This is a genomic window from Photobacterium ganghwense, assembly GCF_003025595.1.
In the GTDB taxonomy this organism is placed as follows: domain Bacteria; phylum Pseudomonadota; class Gammaproteobacteria; order Enterobacterales; family Vibrionaceae; genus Photobacterium; species Photobacterium ganghwense.
In genome coordinates this window covers 1-17,113 of record NZ_PYMI01000004.1, presented here as the reverse complement: position 1 = coordinate 17,113, position 17,113 = coordinate 1, and the positions used below count along the sequence as shown (strand labels likewise).

Below are 17,113 nucleotides of genomic sequence, written 5' to 3'. Positions count from 1 at the left end.
GATCTTTTCCATTAACCGATTCGCGCAGCTTCCAGACTTTAACTATCTTTACTAAGCATAATCCGTGCTCAGCAAGTTGGAAATTTATCGCTTGAATCAAACACTTTGCTGAAATCGATATTGCACAATTTTCTCCTGATCACAAAAGGCTTTAATTGGTAGAGTAAAATTTTGTGATCTCTCGAAGTTTATGAAATAGCATGATTTTTTTATTGTTTTTTTCTACTGGTTTTCTGCAGATCTGGATAGTTGCAGTGGTTGGAAATGGAACATTCCTCCTTGATGTGTAAGGTGGTTGGTTTAATCAACTAAACATGCTGTCAGGCCATATTGATTATTGGTCGTAAAACTGAGAGAAAGGTGAATAAACAACCACAGTAAACACAACAAACATAAAAATCATCAGGAAGTGATTATGTCAGATAGCGTGCCAGTACAGCCAGTGGCTGAAAACAGCAGAAAATCCTATACACAACTTATCAAATCTTTAGGGCCGGGTATCATGATGGCGACGGCAGCTGTGGGGGGATCCCATCTGGTTGCCTCAACCAAAGCCGGCGCCATTTATGGCTGGCAGCTCGCCGGACTTATCCTGCTGGTAAACTTATTAAAATACCCATTTTTCCGTGCAGGTGTTCAGTACACAATGGGAACGGGCAACAGTCTGATTCAGGGTTATGACACCATGGGGCGGGGTTATCTTTGGGTGTTTACCGGTCTGAGTGTTATCTCCGGTATCGTCAACACCGCAGCCCTGTTACTTTTCAGTTCCAGTCTGCTGGGGTACTTTCTTCCGGTGACGCTGTCACTTCCTGTGTTATCAGGTATCGTGGTGACTTCGTGCCTGATCATTCTGGCCGCCGGGCACTATAAGGCGTTGGATGGGCTTTCGAAAATTATCATGAGTGTGCTGGTCATTGCCACCTTGTCTGCGGTTGTTATCGCAGCGGGTAAAGGCAGTGCCGCACCAGCAGATTTTCAGGCGCCATCTGCATGGAGCATCGCTTCTATCGGCTTTATTGTGGTGATGATGGGCTGGATGCCAGCACCGATTGAGATTTCCTGTCTGACCTCACTGTGGCTGAAAAGTCAGTGCAAAGAGCAGCAGGTGACAGCGCAGTCTGCTTTGTTCGATTTTAATGTTGGCTATATCGGAACGGCGATTCTGGCTGTTGTCTTCTTATCACTAGGTGCATTGGTATTGCATGGCACAGGGACGGAACTGAAAACCTCAGGGATTGGCTTTTCCCATCAGTTGGTGAGTATGTATGCCTCAACAATCGGTGAGTGGTCTCGTTACCTGATTGCACTGGTCGCTTTCTTCTGTATTTACGGCAGTACTATTACCGTTATTGATGGTTATGCGCGCTCTGTTGCCGAAGCTCAGTTATTGTTGCAGGGGAAACCGGTTGGACAGCGTAAATATCACAATGCCTGGATGGTCATTATGGCTGTGGCGGCAATGGGGATTATTCTGTTCTTCAGCTCTGCATTGATGCCGCTTCTGGACTTCGCCATGATTCTGGCCTTTATGACCACGCCGATTTTTGCCCTGCTGAACTACCGGTTAGTGTCTAAAACGGATTTGCCAAAAATACTGCAATGGAGTCGCAGTATGAAGGTACTGTCTTGGATTGGCCTGACTTACTTGTTTGGCTTCCTGGCGGTATTCATCTGGTGGAAATGGCTGATGTAAGCTTGCGATAGTTATTTATTGATGACATTTATTTAAGCAACCCTTTGTTTAAGAAACAATTTGATTAAGTAGCAACAGAAAAAGGCCGGATACCAACAAGATGACTGATGAAATCTGTCTGTGTATCCGGCAAATCACCGTTAATGTGAAACTGCGTACTTGAAATCGTATGGGTTACCCGAACACCGTCGGGCTGCTGAGTTCAGATTTTTCTTCCTCTACCTATAAAGTGCATTTATATGGCATGGGCGTGCTGCCTGATGGTTCACTGCATGAATCGCCGAAGCCAGAGATTGCAGTGCACTTCAGATATCCCCAATTAGCATTGCTTGCCGTACCTTGCCTGGTACGTTCTCTAACGCCTGCTACTGACTGAACCGGTTTACTGACGTGATCCACAGCAATCGCATAAATAGATATCCGTTCCTGTATCCAGTAAATAGCTGCATCCGCTGACTGGATGACCTACTCTGGCTGGTGGCCAGGGGGACGGACTATGTTTCAGATACCGTAAGCTGTCAGTCAGTGATTAAAAACATCAACCTGAATCAGACATTAAACTCAGACATGAATAAGCTTGGCTGAATGTGAAGCAATGTAGAGTATTGTTTGGACTGTGTTATTAGCTCAGATCAATTTTTGGCGTTTAATTTGGATGACATTCAAATGCTTAGTCATAATTTTGATTAATGCATCACTTTGGTATGAAATTTCTCGGGGATATAACACATGATTTTGAATACATATTCTTTTGACTGAATGGTTAATAATGATGTTATGTTTAAGTGGTTGCCAGCCTTGAACGGTCAGATAGAAGAATCAGCCGGATATTAGAAACAGACAGACACAAGGAACAGCTAGCTTTCATCGCCAGCAACGGTTTAATATCAAGAGAAAGAATATCAAGCATTTACTGGGAGAATGCGTGAACAAACTATTATCATTTGAAGCTTTGATGGTGCTGGACGCGATTGATCGACGTGGTAGCTTTGCAGCAGCATCGGAAGAGCTGGGTAGAGCGCCTTCATCACTCAGTTATCAGGTTCAGAAACTGGAACAAGATCTGGATTTGGTTATCTTTGACCGTTCCGGCCACAAAGCGGTGTTTACCAAAGCCGGTAAGTTATTGCTTGAAAGAGGGCGTTTACTTCTGACGGCTGCAGACGAGATGATTTCTGATGCCAGCGCACTGGCCCATGGCTGGGAGCTGGAACTGACTATCGCATATGATGGTGTGATTAAAGTCGATACCTTGTTTCCAATTGTCGAAGCGCTGGCTGAACGAAGTAAAACAAAGATCCGTTTTCGTGAAGAAATTCTGGCCGGCGCATGGGAGGCATTGGCGCAGGATCGTGCAGATCTGTTGATCTCACCTAACCCGAGTGTGGCACCGCATGATGTGAAAATTCAGCCATTGGGGAAAATGGACGCCGTGTGGGTTGCGCACCCGGATCATCCAATCCATAAACATGATAATCCTTTGGATCCTGCTGTTCGCAAACAATATCGCGGGATTGCCGTTGCAGATACGGCCCGTCACTTGCCGCCGTTGACCCACAATATTTTGGATGATCAGCCGCTGCTTACAGTTACTTCGATGCATGACAAACTTCAGGCACTCAAAGCGGGCCTGGGTATTGCAACCATGACATATAGTTACGCGCAAGAAGCCATAGATAAAGGCGAGCTAATGGTGATAGGTGATAACCCGGTGTTTGAGCTGGATATTGTACTGGCCTGGAACCGTAGCCGGATGGGTAAAGCGAAGAGTTGGTGTATCCAGTACATTGAATCAATGTGGAAGAAGCAACAGCACTAGTTTTTGTCGGGGTGATAACTCCGGTTTGCCTTATATCCAGTGCTTAGCTGGCTCGGATCGGCAGGGAAAACCATGCCGATCCTTGATGAGCAACGAAGTATCGAGTTTCTGTGTTTCTGTACGATCTTGATGTATCGACAGGTAGGTCAAATGATCAAAAGAAGCTTAAATCACCAATAGGAGAGCATGATTTACTCCAGCGGTAACAGCATCTCAACAATCCCGTCTTCCATTTGCACGTCGATCTCAAAACCCACTTTCTGTGCCAGCATGATCATTCCCCGGTTTGAAGGCATCGTAATACCAGTCATTCGCTTTAAGCCTCGCTCACGACTGTAACGAATGATCTTATTCATTAAAATGCTTCCCAATCCGATCCCCTTCAGATCTGAACGAACCAGAATGGCAAACTCGGCTTCAATGTTGTCAGGGTCGGATAATGCACGAGTCACACCGATGATCGACGGCACGGCTTCACCGTTTTTATTGATCTCTTCGCGAACCGCGACAAAAGCCATTTCCCGGTCGTAATCAATCTGGGTGAAATTGGCCAGCGCTTCGTGATTGAACTCACCGACGTCAGAGAAAAAGCGCTTGTATAAATCGTCCATAGAGACCCGCGAAATGAACTCGGCATGCATAGGTTCATCTTCAGGCAGAATCGGGCGCAGAAGGATCATGCTGCCATCTTTGAGGGCAACCTGTTCCTCGTATTCTTTTGGATACGGCCTAATGGCGAGTCGACGCTGGCGATCCCCTTCAAATTCACGCAGGGTCATGGAAGCGTCGATAACCGTCATTTCTTCTCCGGCAGCCAGCAGTGGGTGAATATCCAGATCCTGAATTTCCGGACAGTCGATAATCAATTGTGAAATTTTCACCAGTAGCTTGCACAACGCTGGTATATCTATGCGTTCCGGTAGGTTACGTTGACGAATCTTGCCGGTTTTAATGGCATTTATCACCATATAGCGCGCCAGCGCCATGTTGAGTGGCGGAATCCCAACAGCGGCATCCTTGTGGATGTCCCATTCAGCGGCATCTTCACCCAGTAAAATGACAGGCCCGAAGATAGGGTCATCGTAGACAGAGATTCGCAGTTCCTGTGCGCCCGCACGGCGAGCCATACGTTGTACCAGCAGGCCATCAATACGTGCATTAGGGTATTCGAGAGAGACGCGATCCAGTATGGCCTGCGCACCGTTAGCCACTTCAGCGGCGGTACGCAAATGCAGTAATACGCCATGTACTTCGGATTTATGACGAATGTCCGGTGAGCGAAGTTTTACCGCGACCGGATAACCAATTTGTTCCGCGATGTAAGCAGCTTCAGCCGGGTCATCGGCAATCCACGTCGGGAGTGTCTGGAAGCCGTAACTTTCCAGCACCGGACGTATTTCATGTGTTTCCAGCTGGTGGATACCCTGCGCCAGCAGGTGGTTAACAACATCCCTTACGTGTTTCGGGTTGGCTTGAATTTCACCGAAGGAAACCGGGGTTTCCATCAGTTGTTTCTGGTTTCGACGGTATTCCACCAGGTGCATGAAGGCTGAAACGGCACTTTCCGGTGTCCGATAAGCAGGAAAACCGGCATCGGTAAAAATCCGGCGAGACTCTATCGCTTCGTCTTCCCCAGACCAGTTAGTCAGAATATTAAATTTCCGTTTTCTTGGGTGCTGATTAATCACCTCAACCAGTCTTTTGGCGGTATTGTTTCCGCGGGCAATGGCGGATGGTGAGTGCATGATCAGCAGGGCATCGAAGTCATCGCTGTCCAGCAGGATGTTAATGGCTTTCTCGTAGCGCTGAATGTCTGCGTCACCAATAATGTCTATTGGGTTGGCCTTTGACCAGGTTGAGGGCAGGACTTCAGATAATTTCGCGATGGTTTGTTCGCTCAGCTGCGCCAGTTTACCGCCGCGGTCGGCCAGCGCATCAACAGCAAGGATGGCAGGGCCACCACCATTGGTCAGAATGGCCAGACGCTCACCACGTAATGGCACGGAGTGGGCAAGGGTTTCGACCGCAGCAAACAGCTCATGAGTGTTGTTTACCCGGAGCATACCGGAGCGTCGAATTGCTGCATCGTAAACGGCATCTAATCCCGCTGGCCCACCGGTATGCAATTGTGCCGCTGCGCTACCAGCTCGGGTACGACCGCTTTTTACGACCAGAATACGGCGGTTACGGGCGGCGGCTCGTGCTGCAGACATAAAACGGCGGGCATCTTTAACCGAGTCGATATACAGCAGAATGGCTTCTGTTTTGCTGTCGCGACACAAGTAATCCAGCAATTCAGCGAAATTCACATCGCAAGCGTCGCCCAGAGAGAGGAAAGTCGAAAAGCCGATATTTTTGTTTTTAGCCCAATCGAGAATGGTGGTGCAAACCGCCGCCGATTGTGAAATAAACGCAATATTACCCTTATGGGCTGAGATCGGAGAGAAAGACGCATTCAGATTCAGCCAGGGTAAAATAAGCCCCATGCTGTTCGGGCCGACAAGGCGCATGTTGTATTGTCTAGCAACCGCGTACATACGTTCTTCATCGGTTTCACCATCATGGAGGATTTGATTCATTCCTGCGGCCAGCACGATGGCAGCTTTTACGCCTTTTTCTCCGAGCTGCCTGATGATTTCTACGTTACGATGAGCATTGGTACAAACAATGGCAAGGTCTGGCACCCGAGGCAGGCTGTCTATGGTCGGGTAGGCCAAAACACCAGCAACCGCTTCGTACTTTGGAGTGACGGGCATGATGGGGCCATGAAATGAGCCTGATAATAAGTTTCGGATGACGACATTACCGGCGCGATTGGGATTATCAGAAGCGCCGATAACGGTGATTGATTTCGGTTTGAGAAGCTTATCGATTCCTTCCATGGCACCACTCTCCAGACAATTTCAGATGAGTGTAACGAATGCCGTCAGGAGTGTCTGACTAAAGTGCAGGAGCTGTGATCAACGGCAAGATATCTGGGTACTGTCAGCCTCTCATATCTATGAATATGCACAATAAAACAGGATCAAACTGCTAATGTATATTTGGTCGCCAAGCTGAAAATTGACTCGCTTCTCTGGAAAACACCTATCAATAATATCTGCCAATAAAACCTCTCGATAAAACGTCTTAGATACGCAAGAGAGCAGGATTACACTTCATAGCGGGATTTGTCCCCAATGTCGTAGTGCAGGGGCATACGCCATTTCGAAAAAGCCGCGACAGCCAGTAAGATAGCTCCAGCCATGCTGCAGGCAATCATCAATTGGGGAATGCTTAGCACTAAGCCGGCCCAGAATCCGGCCAGAACCAATGGGGTGATCAGCAGCACTTTCAGCTTGAAGCAGTAATACTCTTTGACCGCTAAGGCGCTGAAGGCAAACAAGGCCGCTCCCAGTCCCAGCGGAGCCCACAAGCCAGATAATTGCCACAAGGTGGCAAACAAGGCACTGCCGAGGATAAGCCAGCGGAAACGTTTGTCATAAATATGGACGGTGGTGGTTGCTATTAAAGCCGCCATAATCAGGCCGGTTGCTGCAAAATCGTTTTCCCAGGCGGCAACTGACATTAATCCGCTACCGGCTGTCAGCGCCGAACGATATAAAATAACGGTAAGCTTATCAATCGCATCCAGTTGGCACTGAATTTGTGGGTCAGCCATGGTAAAAGCTCCTAGAAAAGTGGTCCTGATACGTATCACGTGCAGTCAAAAGTCCGTATGCTGCAGTGGAATTTAACGTTACTTATTGATCTATCTTAAAGTTAGGGTTGAATGGGGCAAAATACAGCGGCAGAATAGTGAAATTCCACAGACTCTGGCCATATAACATGAAAAAAATCGCCGTATTCGCTGCAGCCGTTGTTCTTACCGGTTGTGCATCTGAGAATCAATCCACCCAGATTGTTGTATCGTCGGTTATCGAAGATACCCGTTATGATTTAACTGCCGAAACACAGCAAACCACTCCGATTAGAAAAGAGGATCTTGTTGTTCATCGTGCGGTTCAATTAAGCAAAGCGGCGGGTGTCATTGAGCAGGCGGCAGAACAGGAACGTACTAGCAGCACTGCCTTATCAGGATATACCATTCAAATATTGGCACTAAGGAAGGACGATGGACTACCTGATTACGCCAGTAAATTGCCATCTGGGCAGCCTGTTTGGTTAAATCAAAAGCAGCTCGATGGTGCTCCTTGGTTTACGTTGCTTTACGGCCGTTACGCAAGTAAAGAAGCTGCGCATAAAGCGTTATCTTCTTTGCCTGATTCACTTCAGACTTTTGGCCCCTTCATTCGCCAGCTTGATAGCATTGAAGATTCCGCTGCTTCATCAACGATGACACGCCTGAATTAATTTATTTTTTAAAGCCGCTTTAGCGGCTTTTTTGTTGTTTCAGCGGCCTGGTAGCCTATAAGCACCTCCACTGGACTGTCTCGCAACAAATCAGATTTATAAGCCCTCATTCATTAAAACAATTATTTATAAAAGGCAGCTTCCGTCACCTAAGCGATGGTGTATACTTATGACTATTGTTTCAATAGTTCTTGTAATATTGAAGTTATGAATACTGAACAAGCAACCACCCTTTTTGATTCTCTGTCATCAGGCGTACGCCTTGATGCCTGGCGTTTACTGGTTAAAGCTGGTTTTGAAGGCAAAGTGGCGGGAGAGATGGCCCGTGAAATGGACATCGCTCCGAATGCATTGTCGTTTCACCTTAAAGCGATGTTACATGCTGGGCTGGTATCCGTTGAACAGCAGGGGCGATTTCAGCGATATCGTGCCAATATTCCGGTGATGATGGATCTTATTGCGTATCTGACGGAAAACTGTTGTGCCGGAGAAACTGACACGGAATGTCATCCTGACAAGCTATCAGCCTGCTGCCCTGACAATCGTTCAAAACGTAACTGAGGCGCACTGACTTGGGAACAAGATCTTAGGTCTTTGGAATAGAAAGACGTTTGTTACAACGTGGGTTCAAGTGAAGCCAATGCCTAAGGGCAACTAACAACCGAATGAAAAAGATATAACGAGAGGATGACAATGGGCATTTTTGAACGCTTTCTGAGCGTGTGGGTCGGCTTGGGTATGCTGGCGGGGCTGGCAGGGGGTATGCTGTTTCCTGACGTATTTTCGCTGCTGGGTGATATGCAGTACGCGCAAATTAACCTGGTTATTGCGGTACTGATCTGGCTAATGATTTACCCCATGATGATGCAGGTCGATTTCTCTGCGGTTAAAAAGGTGCATCAGCGTCCCAAGGGGTTGATTATCACTCTGACAGTGAACTGGTTGATTAAACCGTTCACTATGGCGCTATTGGCCGTGTTTTTTATCAGACATGTTTTTGGGGACTGGATTTCGCCCGAGATCGGTGAAGATTACATTGCCGGTATGATTCTGTTGGGAGTCGCGCCATGTACGGCAATGGTGTTTGTCTGGAGTCAGCTGACTAAAGGCGATGCCAATTACACCTTGGTTCAGGTGGCAATTAATGACTTGATAATGGTGGTTGCCTTTGCTCCGCTTGCCGCGCTTTTGCTGGGTGTGACAGATATAACAGTGCCGTGGGACACGTTGATTCTATCCGTTTCACTGTTTGTGGTCGTCCCGCTGTTAGCTGGCGCGTTGACACGTCGTGTTGTACGTCAGCAGGAAACATTAAATCGTCTGTCTGCCGGGTTGAAACCGTTTTCAATTGCGGGATTGGTCGGTACTGTGATTCTGCTCTTTGGGTTTCAAGCTAAAACCATTCTGGCGAACCCGGTTGATATTGTTTTAATTGCGATTCCTTTGCTGCTGCAGACGTATCTGATATTTGCAATCGCCTATATCTGGATGAGAAAGTGGAAACAACCGCATGACGTAGCAGCGCCGGGGGCAATGATCGGTGCATCAAATTTCTTTGAACTGGCTGTTGCCGTCGCTATCAGTTTATTTGGGGTACATTCAGGGGCAGCACTGGCCACGATTGTTGGGGTTCTTGTTGAAGTGCCGGTGATGCTATCTCTGGTTGCCTATGCAAACAAGACCCGAGGCCAGTTTGCTGCAGTGTAAAGCTGGCTAACACCCAGACCCAGCAGACCCACCAATCCGTTGAACAGCGAGAAGCATCGCATCTATTATGCTACTGGAGAGCATATGGGGCGATGCTTTTTTTATGAGGTTTTGGACTTTGGGTTTTGGGCATTGCTCGATTTAAACAGGGGAATTATAGCGTTGAACTTCCCATGAGTGGTTAAACCGAGCATGATTGCTGGTAAATTGAGCTGATGAATGTCATTTCCGTGAAAGATATGGCGCTAGTTACCGATAGAAGGTGCAATAGCCGCCTTTTTTTTATTACTATTAGAACTAATTGAAAAAATGCACCACTCAGCGACTGAGTGAGAAGTGCTATTCGTGATTTAAAACTGGCACCTGTGGCCAGCGATAACAACAAGGGATGATAATGAGTTCAATCCACGTATTACTCCTGTGCGGTGGCGGAAGCTCCGAACATGAAGTCTCTCTCGTATCTGCTAACTTCATTGAGCAGCAACTCCAGCAGATTGACGCCATTACCTACACCCGTGTCGAAATGAAAAATGATGGCTGGTACAACGCTGAAGGCGTATTGTGCCGTTTGAATCTTGATCAGACATTGGTTGAGGGTGAAGTCAGCCGTAAAGTGGATTATGTCATTCCTTGTATTCATGGCTTCCCGGGGGAAACGGGGGATATCCAGTCTTTCCTGGAAATGGCAAAATTGCCATACCTGGGCTGTGGTCCGGAAGCGAGTACGAATTGCTTCAATAAAATTACCACCAAACTGTGGTTTGACACGTTGGGTATCCCGAACACGCCGTATATTTTTCTCAGTGAGAATAACGATGATGCCTACCATCAGGCTGAGCAGGCGTTGGATAAGTGGGACAAACTGTTTGTCAAAGCCGCGAGCCAGGGGTCATCAGTTGGCTGTTACCGTGTAACGAATCGCGATGAATTGGGGCAGGCGATCAAAAATGCTTTCACCTTCTCTAAACAAGTACTGATTGAAAAAGCAATTAAGCCTCGTGAATTGGAAGTTGCTGCGTACCAATACGGCGACGAACTGATTATTACAAAGCCGGGTGAAGTCACTTGTCCGGAAGATCAATTCTATAGCTACGAAGAAAAGTACAGCGCAGACAGTCATTCCAGTACGACAGTAGAAGCCGCTAATCTGAATGATGAACAGCTGGATCAGATTCGTGAGTATGCTCGTAAAGCGTTCATCCACATGAAGCTGAAAGATTTGTCGCGTATTGATTTTTTCCTGAGTGAAGATAACGAGATTCTGCTTAACGAAATCAACACATTCCCAGGGATGACGCCTATCTCAATGTTCCCCAAAATGCTTCAGCATTATGGACATGACTTTAAGGCATTTCTGGAACAGGCAATTAAGAACGCGGTGCAATAATCAGTCAGAGCCGGGGGAATTCCCGGCTTTTGCTCATTTTTAATCGTGAGAATTGTGAGCGAAACGGGCAACAGCTGCATCAGCTCCGGATTGCATTGGTTATAATCAGTTAAACTGGTTAGCAACCTGAGTGGTACATGGATGCCTATCGGATTATAAAGCCATGCTAACAGAAGAAGAAAAAAAGGCGCATTTTAAGCGTTTACAAAACAAGAATTACCGGGCCAGTTTGCGCTTAGAAGGGATTCATCTGGAAGGGGAAACCCATGACCCCGAATGCGTATTAAAGAGTGAATCAGAACAGATTGCAGACTTGACGTTACGGTATGCGAGATAAATATGATGTTGATCATGACCCTGATTGTTATCCTGGTTCCAGCGTCTTAATCAACCTGTTATCCATTAAAGATGAAGATGAACTTGAAGCCGCTGAACGTGACTTCACACGAGTTCGGGCGGAACACTTTGAGCCTGAATTCAATAACTTCACTCTCGATTACCTCCAACAAATCCACCGAATTCTGTTTCAGGATTTGTACCGCTGGGCAGGACAACCCCGCCAGGTCGACATTACCAAAGGTGAAACGCGTTTCTGTCACTGGCAAAACATTATAAGAGAAACCAACAAGTTGTTGCAGTCTTTGGCTGAAGAAGGTTATCTCTGCCGACTACCTCTGGATGAGTTTATTGAACGCATTGCCCATTATTACTGTGAACTCAACGTTATACATCCTTTCCGGGAAGGGAATGGGCGAGTGCAGCGGATATTTTTCGAGATATTAGCGATCAATGCTGGCTATGAATTATGTTGGGAAGGAATCAACTTGTCGGAATGGGTTGATGCTAACCAAGCCGGTTATTTTGGTAACCTTACTCAGTTGAAAGGCCTTTTTGCACGAATTACTGTGCCTATTGATCGACAAGTTGGTTACCAAGAACACTGGACGGATGCACCGAAGGAAGAGTAACTGGGAAAAACGTTGCGAACCATGTTTAGTCACTATGTCTAATGCACTATAACTTTTTATCTGTTTATGAATCTAATATATCCCCACATTGTAAAAAGCCAGCTAATAACAACTAGCGTTCCCAGGGCTTGGGCTTAATATACTTCGCGATTTCTTTGTCATGCCTGTCTTTGTTACCGACATACTGAGCCGGCATTGCCGGGCTTTTCCAGCGGCCTTGTTCTTGAATATCTTTTATTGAGCATCCGGATTCAGCGAGATCTTGTGAGGCTCCAACCCGAGGAGACTGGCCGGAAAACAGAGAAGACTCTGGTTGTCCTAATTCGTCACTGGCTCGACGAAAAACACGATAAATCGAGGAGTGATCCAAAGGGGAATCTCCAATGTTTCCATGGCGATCTATCCGGCGAAAAACAAAACCATTGTCTATCATTCCGGTCACTAACCACCGTTGCAGAGCTTTTGACGCGACAGAACTCAGCGCAATCACGTCATTTTTGATGCACAAATCAATCATCCCGTTTGGATGAATTGACAAATTTTCAACGGAGAGATTCGCCAGTTCGCTACGCTTTAACATAGCCTCAAACATCACAGCCCAAATTGCCAAATCTCGAATATCTTTAGGCTTGGTCGATAGTTCAAAGCGTAACAACAGAGACTGCAAATGCTCATCTCGAAATGCCGATGCGTTTTGATAATCATCGTGTTTCTCTAACTGCTGCTTTTTCATTTCAAGCCGAATTTCAGTTTGTGCACAAGGGTCGGGTAGTGTGTGACAACGGTGCACTAATGAAAGTGTGACAAGGTAACGTTTGAGACTGGCGAGTTTACGCGTCTTCGCCATTTGCTCGATGTAGCGATGAACTGTATCTGCTTTTGCTGGCAAAGCTGGAACCTTATGCTCAATACAGAAAGCAAGAAAGCTGTTCCAGTCATTTTTAAACGATACTAGGGTATTTTTTGCATATTGGCCCCGAGTCAGTTCGTTCAAAGGTTCAACACTTTCGAGAGGCTGGCGAAATATAGCCTGACTGTGTTGTGAGGTGAGTTCATCAGAAATTGGGGTTATCTGTTTTGCCATTATTTCACCTTAGCTAGCGCACCATAATTTTAAGAGTATATCATTCGGATTTATGTCTCGCGCTATCTACTATATAATTAATTCCAGATAACAATTATTCGTCTATCAATGACACACCACGTAGTTTGTTGGTGTTTTCATTCTGGTTGAATATGAGTGCAGTAACTCGCTGTGATGCCGGAATGTTTGTTAGGCTCCGAGTGATGAGGCAATAATGAAAAAAAGAGTATTCCATCGCGGCCACACTATTGAAAATGCGTCTGGCCATCCGGATGATTGGAAATGCATCATTGGGGGGCAGTCAGTTTCTTCGAAGCTGACATTAATAAAGAAGAGTATCGATTGGTGGTGTGAAACAAAGACCTTTATGCCACCTAACAAACTGGTAGCAGGGCAGAATAATCCGGCCCGACTCACTCAGACCAAAGTTGAAGAGTACAAGGGCTTCAAGCTAATGAACGATTCCGGAGAGAATAATCAATGGTACGTCATTATTGGTAGCCGGTTGTTGAAAGGCACCCCGGCTGCAATAAAACAGCACTTGGATATCGTGATACAGAAACGCCAGCAACTGCAAGCTCAGAACAAATGACTGTTAACAAAAAACGCCCTGATCGGGGCGTTTTTTGCAAACGGTCTGCGTGTAAAGTAGAGGTTAATCATCGCTATCTGATTTATCGACATCTACCAAGTAGTCGCCACTTAACCAGTTTCTACCTATCAACAATTTATATTCCAGCTTACTGCGATCTCGCAGGTTAACCGCAACCTCTTTGTGTTGGCCGTTCCAGCCCAAATCCATTTTTACCGCGTATCGACGTTCCACACCCTGAGCATTTCTGATTTTGCTGACTTTAACAATTTTTCCACGGTACTTTGCTTCTTCACCTTTTTCGTTTATTGAGGTGAATTCAACCGTGTGGCCTAGGTGATCACGCATTCTGTCGCTCTCACTCTCTTCACCAATCACTTTAATGTCTTTAGCGTGAATGGAAGTGGTTGCAGCACCAGTATCGATACGAGCAAGATAATCTAAGTCCAATCCGTGCACTTTAATCGTTTCTACTTGCCCCACAACAGATTTGTCTTTGACACTTTTGGCTTCTACAACAGACAGGCTGCTGCCCACACCAACCAGCGACGCTAACAAAACAACAGGGATAAACAGTTTCTTCACGAAAACTCCTAAGCGCTTGGTTCAAAACAAGTATTCTTACAAAACAAGAATGAACGTTATATGAATAACGGCCAACTATCTAGGAATCTTAGTTAATTTTCAGCAAATTTCGAATTTCAGCGCAGCTCTCTGATGGATTTTTAAACTGATAGACCTGAAAACCTAATTGACTAGCGGACGTTAAATTTGCAGGGTGATCATCGATAAACAATGATTCGGAGGGTTCAAGATTAAAACGTTGGACAAGCAACTCGAAAATCTCAGGTTCGGGCTTGATTAAAAGCTCTTTACCGGATACGAGACCACCATCAAATAGAGCATACAGGCCATGTTTTTCATTCAATTTTTCAAAAAACGCACTGCACATATTGGTAAGAAAATAGGCGTTAAAACCCATAGTAATCACTTGCTGGACCAACTGATAAGACTCATCAATCAAGGTCAGGCTGGTCTGTATATGTTCAATGAAGTCTTCAATTCTTGACTCATCCAATCCGGAACGTGAAGCAAACTTATGTTGAGCTTCGGCCATGAGCATAGTGCCACGGTCTAACGCTAACCAGTCAGGGTGATGGATAACATGGTTTAACAGACGTTCTTGTTCGTCCGTATCGTCCGTAAAAGTGGCCACAATTTTGCGCGGATTCCACTCAAACAATACGGCACCAAAGTCGAAAATAACGTTTCTGATCATAACTGTTTCCGTTACAGTGTCTAATACTGATAATATTCGCGAACGGGTAATGCGCAAATGGGATCATTGAAGATATTACCTGGTTCACAGATCCAACAAATGACGAGATTTTCCCCATGAATGACAACAGCCGCTTGGTGTTTTCGACAGAAACCGGCCGCATCAAAGAAGAAAAGCAAGCTCCAGAACGTCCTAAAGGTGACGGCATTGTTCGTATCCAACGTCAAACGAAAGGACGTAAAGGCAAAGGCGTGTGTATTGTCACAGGTTTGGATATGGAAGACGCCCAACTCAAGCTTCTGGCTGCGGAACTAAAAAAAGTATGTGGTTGCGGAGGTTCAGTAAAAGATGGCACCATCGAAATCCAAGGTGATAAGCGTGATGTCATCAAAGCAACGCTAGAGAAAAAAGGCCACACGGTCAAATTGGCTGGCGGTTAATATCAGCGCAAACGAACAAGCATCTGAGAACCCCAAGTTTAGTTTGGGGTTCTTTTCTAAGATAATTTGTTCAATGGAGCGAACCGTAAACGAAGTGATTAGCCGAGTTCGCTTAATTGCAAATTATATACTTTATGGTAAATCAGCCAATACTGTTAAATCCCAGCCCCATACCAATTACTCATCGTCAACGAATGAGAGAGGTGAGGCGAACTGAGAAGGACATTGCTGCCACATAGCATGTGATACTAATCCCTAGAAGCGTATTTAACATAAGGTACATAATGCGCACTGAAGCTTCGGATTGTTAAACGCCAGAATCCCAGCCATACCAAGGGCTAAACCCCTAAACCCTTGGCGGCTTAACTTTGCCGTGATGTCATTCCAAATCTGCTGCGCCTTGTAATCCTTGGCCTTGTCCGCCGCCAAAAAGATTAACGCCTCGTGCGGGTCGATATTTGCATTCTCAGCTAAAAAAATTGCTTCAGTATCAGTTAGTTGTCTTATCCCACTGCGAATATTGCTTAGCTTCTGTTTGCTAATACCTAAATCGTGGGCAATTTGTTTGTCTTGGAGGTAGTTTTTAGCTTCTTTGTAAGCATCTAACAGTTTATTCGCGTACATGGTCAGACTCCTTTTTTCCCCAGTTTAGAAGATTAGTATCCAAAAATCGTGTCTTGAAGTCCTGATTGGTCAGGACTATGGTATCCACAAATCGATACTCATAGGCACTGAGGCACACATGGCTGCTCCCCAACACATGACAGTTTACTTTGATGATGAGCCAGGTGTTGGCGTGAATGCCTATTTTGAGTTTGGTGCTCAGTACTTCCGTTCGTTCCATGAACTGCGTGTGTTTTGTGATATTGAGCTTGGCGGTTTCGTGGAGTTCGTCGAGATCACCGATGCCAATTACCCAACATTGAAAGCTCAGGGGGTGTTCGATGTTATCTGAACAACACTTCACTGACATGGCCAATGCTGAACGCCCCGTTCTTATTGACCATCTGGCTTTCAGTTTCAAGTTTACGGAGTTGCGACACTGTCACAAATCAGATTTGTCCTCTGTCGCGTGGTGCAAGTTGCCAAAAGCGACTTACCAAACGGTGACCAATCAGCAACTTCGTGCGATTGCGTTAACCCGCTATCAGGACGCGGTGCGTGAAGCGTTGACCGACCGACTGGCCACGTTCCTGTTTCACGTTATGGGTCTGACATGTTCGCCGATGCGCGGTCGTGGCCTGCACGGTTATGAAAATTCCTGCGTGTTGCTGGACAAAACTGGCAAGGTCGAATGTGGCCTGCTGGGGATTGGCGGCAATAACGAGACGGTGTTCGTCCAGATTAACGGGCGTGGCTGTAAGTACGTGTTCGAGCAGATTGATACTTTCCGTCTGCATTGGTGGCTTACCCAAATTTTGCATGTGTTCACCCTATCCCGCTTGGATTTGGCGGTGGATGACTACTCGGGCTGTTTCGACTGCAAGTATGCCGAAATGGCTTGGCGTGAAGGTGCGTTCCGCACTTCGGTTAGAGGTATGGGACCAAAGATGAACCCGCACCGGGTCATTGCTCCCAACGGCGATTTACTGGAAGAAGCCACGATAGTTGGCTCTCGCCAGAGTGCTGTGTATTGGCGTGTATATAACAAGAAACTGGAACAAGGGCTCAACAAGCTGGCTATCAGCTGGTATCGCAATGAAGTTGAGCTTAAGAAATGCAACGTGGATGCCCTACTGAATCCGGCAGCCTCGTTCGCGGGTATCTGTGCCTTCGCGGCGTCTATTG

18 protein-coding genes are annotated in these 17,113 nt (G+C 46.3%); 12 read left to right on the top strand and 6 right to left on the bottom strand.

Annotated features, from left to right (window positions below):
* The first annotated feature begins 415 nt into the window (after window positions 1–415).
* Both C9I92_RS14420 and C9I92_RS14415 read left to right on the top strand, forming a co-directional pair.
* The gene (locus tag C9I92_RS14420) at window positions 416–1,696 is read left to right on the top strand and encodes an NRAMP family divalent metal transporter (RefSeq protein ID WP_047885753.1); all 1,281 of its coding nucleotides are present in this window, start codon (window positions 416–418) and stop codon (window positions 1,694–1,696) included.
* Window positions 1,697–2,651: 955 nt separating this feature from the next.
* The gene (locus C9I92_RS14415) at window positions 2,652–3,515 is read left to right on the top strand and encodes a LysR family transcriptional regulator (protein ID WP_047886304.1); all 864 of its coding nucleotides are present in this window, start codon (window positions 2,652–2,654) and stop codon (window positions 3,513–3,515) included.
* A 191-nt stretch (window positions 3,516–3,706) separates the two neighbouring features.
* Here C9I92_RS14415 and C9I92_RS14410 read toward each other — a convergent pair whose 3' ends face one another.
* Window positions 3,707–6,397: a bifunctional acetate--CoA ligase family protein/GNAT family N-acetyltransferase gene (locus C9I92_RS14410; RefSeq protein ID WP_047885752.1), complete on the bottom strand. Its 2,691-nt coding sequence runs from the start codon at window positions 6,395–6,397 to the stop codon at window positions 3,707–3,709.
* Between the two features lie 269 nt (window positions 6,398–6,666).
* The gene (locus C9I92_RS14405; protein WP_047885751.1) at window positions 6,667–7,176 is read right to left on the bottom strand and encodes a DUF2301 domain-containing membrane protein; all 510 of its coding nucleotides are present in this window, start codon (window positions 7,174–7,176) and stop codon (window positions 6,667–6,669) included.
* A gap of 167 nt (window positions 7,177–7,343) precedes the next feature.
* On the opposite strand from C9I92_RS14405, the gene C9I92_RS14400 reads away from it, so the two are divergent.
* The 6 genes from C9I92_RS14400 to C9I92_RS14375 all read left to right on the top strand — a co-directional run bounded on the left by C9I92_RS14400 (window position 7,344) and on the right by C9I92_RS14375 (window position 11,930).
* Window positions 7,344–7,868 (top strand): SPOR domain-containing protein, encoded by a 525-nt coding sequence (locus C9I92_RS14400; protein ID WP_053061859.1) that lies wholly within the window; start codon window positions 7,344–7,346, stop codon window positions 7,866–7,868.
* 207 nt (window positions 7,869–8,075) lie between these two features.
* A complete protein-coding gene (locus tag C9I92_RS14395; protein WP_084712585.1) occupies window positions 8,076–8,429 on the top strand; it encodes an ArsR/SmtB family transcription factor in 354 nt (117 codons plus the stop codon).
* Between the two features lie 132 nt (window positions 8,430–8,561).
* Window positions 8,562–9,575 (top strand): ACR3 family arsenite efflux transporter, encoded by a 1,014-nt coding sequence (gene arsB / locus C9I92_RS14390; RefSeq protein WP_047885750.1) that lies wholly within the window; start codon window positions 8,562–8,564, stop codon window positions 9,573–9,575.
* A 394-nt stretch (window positions 9,576–9,969) separates the two neighbouring features.
* A complete protein-coding gene (locus C9I92_RS14385; RefSeq protein WP_047885749.1) occupies window positions 9,970–10,962 on the top strand; it encodes a D-alanine--D-alanine ligase in 993 nt (330 codons plus the stop codon).
* Window positions 10,963–11,125: 163 nt separating this feature from the next.
* Window positions 11,126–11,299 carry a YhfG family protein gene (locus C9I92_RS14380; protein WP_084712584.1) on the top strand — a complete coding sequence of 58 codons (174 nt, stop codon included), beginning with the start codon at window positions 11,126–11,128 and terminating at the stop codon, window positions 11,297–11,299.
* The gene (locus C9I92_RS14375) at window positions 11,289–11,930 is read left to right on the top strand and encodes a putative adenosine monophosphate-protein transferase Fic (protein WP_047885748.1); all 642 of its coding nucleotides are present in this window, start codon (window positions 11,289–11,291) and stop codon (window positions 11,928–11,930) included. The genes C9I92_RS14380 and C9I92_RS14375 overlap by 11 nt, the downstream gene beginning before the upstream one ends.
* Before the next feature lie 112 nt (window positions 11,931–12,042).
* Here the strand turns inward: C9I92_RS14375 and C9I92_RS14370 are convergent, their stop codons facing one another.
* Window positions 12,043–13,014 carry a tyrosine-type recombinase/integrase gene (locus C9I92_RS14370; protein WP_047885747.1) on the bottom strand — a complete coding sequence of 324 codons (972 nt, stop codon included), beginning with the start codon at window positions 13,012–13,014 and terminating at the stop codon, window positions 12,043–12,045.
* Between the two features lie 214 nt (window positions 13,015–13,228).
* Between C9I92_RS14370 and C9I92_RS14365 the strand changes: the two genes are divergently transcribed.
* Window positions 13,229–13,606 (top strand): DUF3319 domain-containing protein, encoded by a 378-nt coding sequence (locus C9I92_RS14365; protein ID WP_047885746.1) that lies wholly within the window; start codon window positions 13,229–13,231, stop codon window positions 13,604–13,606.
* A gap of 63 nt (window positions 13,607–13,669) precedes the next feature.
* Here C9I92_RS14365 and C9I92_RS14360 read toward each other — a convergent pair whose 3' ends face one another.
* Window positions 13,670–14,191: an ATP-dependent zinc protease family protein gene (locus C9I92_RS14360; RefSeq protein WP_053061858.1), complete on the bottom strand. Its 522-nt coding sequence runs from the start codon at window positions 14,189–14,191 to the stop codon at window positions 13,670–13,672.
* Window positions 14,192–14,279: 88 nt separating this feature from the next.
* Entirely contained in the window at window positions 14,280–14,885 is a 606-nt protein-coding gene (locus C9I92_RS14355; RefSeq protein ID WP_047885745.1) for an HAD family hydrolase, read from the bottom strand.
* Between the two features lie 116 nt (window positions 14,886–15,001).
* Between C9I92_RS14355 and yciH the strand changes: the two genes are divergently transcribed.
* Window positions 15,002–15,325 carry a stress response translation initiation inhibitor YciH gene (yciH, locus tag C9I92_RS14350; RefSeq protein WP_047885744.1) on the top strand — a complete coding sequence of 108 codons (324 nt, stop codon included), beginning with the start codon at window positions 15,002–15,004 and terminating at the stop codon, window positions 15,323–15,325.
* Window positions 15,326–15,592: 267 nt separating this feature from the next.
* On the opposite strand, the gene C9I92_RS14345 is transcribed toward yciH, so the two are convergent.
* Entirely contained in the window at window positions 15,593–15,949 is a 357-nt protein-coding gene (locus C9I92_RS14345) for a DUF3693 domain-containing protein (protein WP_107193872.1), read from the bottom strand.
* Between the two features lie 118 nt (window positions 15,950–16,067).
* Between C9I92_RS14345 and C9I92_RS14340 the strand changes: the two genes are divergently transcribed.
* The gene (locus C9I92_RS14340; RefSeq protein WP_107193871.1) at window positions 16,068–16,280 is read left to right on the top strand and encodes a hypothetical protein; all 213 of its coding nucleotides are present in this window, start codon (window positions 16,068–16,070) and stop codon (window positions 16,278–16,280) included.
* On the top strand, window positions 16,270–17,113 hold an 844-nt coding region (locus C9I92_RS14335), incomplete at its 3' end, for a replication initiation factor domain-containing protein (RefSeq protein WP_211320521.1). The genes C9I92_RS14340 and C9I92_RS14335, both read left to right, overlap by 11 nt.

Bases quoted from the DNA above. Each gene is read 5' to 3' on its own strand.
- arsB (WP_047885750.1), top strand. From the start codon at position 8,562: ATGGGCATTTTTGAACGCTTTCTGAGCGTGTGGGTCGGCTTGGGTATG.
- C9I92_RS14385 (WP_047885749.1), top strand. From the start codon at position 9,970: ATGAGTTCAATCCACGTATTACTCCTGTGCGGTGGCGGAAGCTCCGAA.
- C9I92_RS14420 (WP_047885753.1), top strand. From the start codon at position 416: ATGTCAGATAGCGTGCCAGTACAGCCAGTGGCTGAAAACAGCAGAAAA.
- C9I92_RS14410 (WP_047885752.1), bottom strand. From the start codon at position 6,397: ATGGAAGGAATCGATAAGCTTCTCAAACCGAAATCAATCACCGTTATC.
- yciH (WP_047885744.1), top strand. From the start codon at position 15,002: ATGAATGACAACAGCCGCTTGGTGTTTTCGACAGAAACCGGCCGCATC.
- C9I92_RS14405 (WP_047885751.1), bottom strand. From the start codon at position 7,176: ATGGCTGACCCACAAATTCAGTGCCAACTGGATGCGATTGATAAGCTT.
- C9I92_RS14375 (WP_047885748.1), top strand. From the start codon at position 11,289: ATGCGAGATAAATATGATGTTGATCATGACCCTGATTGTTATCCTGGT.
- C9I92_RS14365 (WP_047885746.1), top strand. From the start codon at position 13,229: ATGAAAAAAAGAGTATTCCATCGCGGCCACACTATTGAAAATGCGTCT.
- C9I92_RS14380 (WP_084712584.1), top strand. From the start codon at position 11,126: ATGCTAACAGAAGAAGAAAAAAAGGCGCATTTTAAGCGTTTACAAAAC.
- C9I92_RS14395 (WP_084712585.1), top strand. From the start codon at position 8,076: ATGAATACTGAACAAGCAACCACCCTTTTTGATTCTCTGTCATCAGGC.
- C9I92_RS14370 (WP_047885747.1), bottom strand. From the start codon at position 13,014: ATGGCAAAACAGATAACCCCAATTTCTGATGAACTCACCTCACAACAC.
- C9I92_RS14340 (WP_107193871.1), top strand. From the start codon at position 16,068: ATGGCTGCTCCCCAACACATGACAGTTTACTTTGATGATGAGCCAGGT.
- C9I92_RS14400 (WP_053061859.1), top strand. From the start codon at position 7,344: ATGAAAAAAATCGCCGTATTCGCTGCAGCCGTTGTTCTTACCGGTTGT.
- C9I92_RS14415 (WP_047886304.1), top strand. From the start codon at position 2,652: ATGGTGCTGGACGCGATTGATCGACGTGGTAGCTTTGCAGCAGCATCG.
- C9I92_RS14345 (WP_107193872.1), bottom strand. From the start codon at position 15,949: ATGTACGCGAATAAACTGTTAGATGCTTACAAAGAAGCTAAAAACTAC.
- C9I92_RS14355 (WP_047885745.1), bottom strand. From the start codon at position 14,885: ATGATCAGAAACGTTATTTTCGACTTTGGTGCCGTATTGTTTGAGTGG.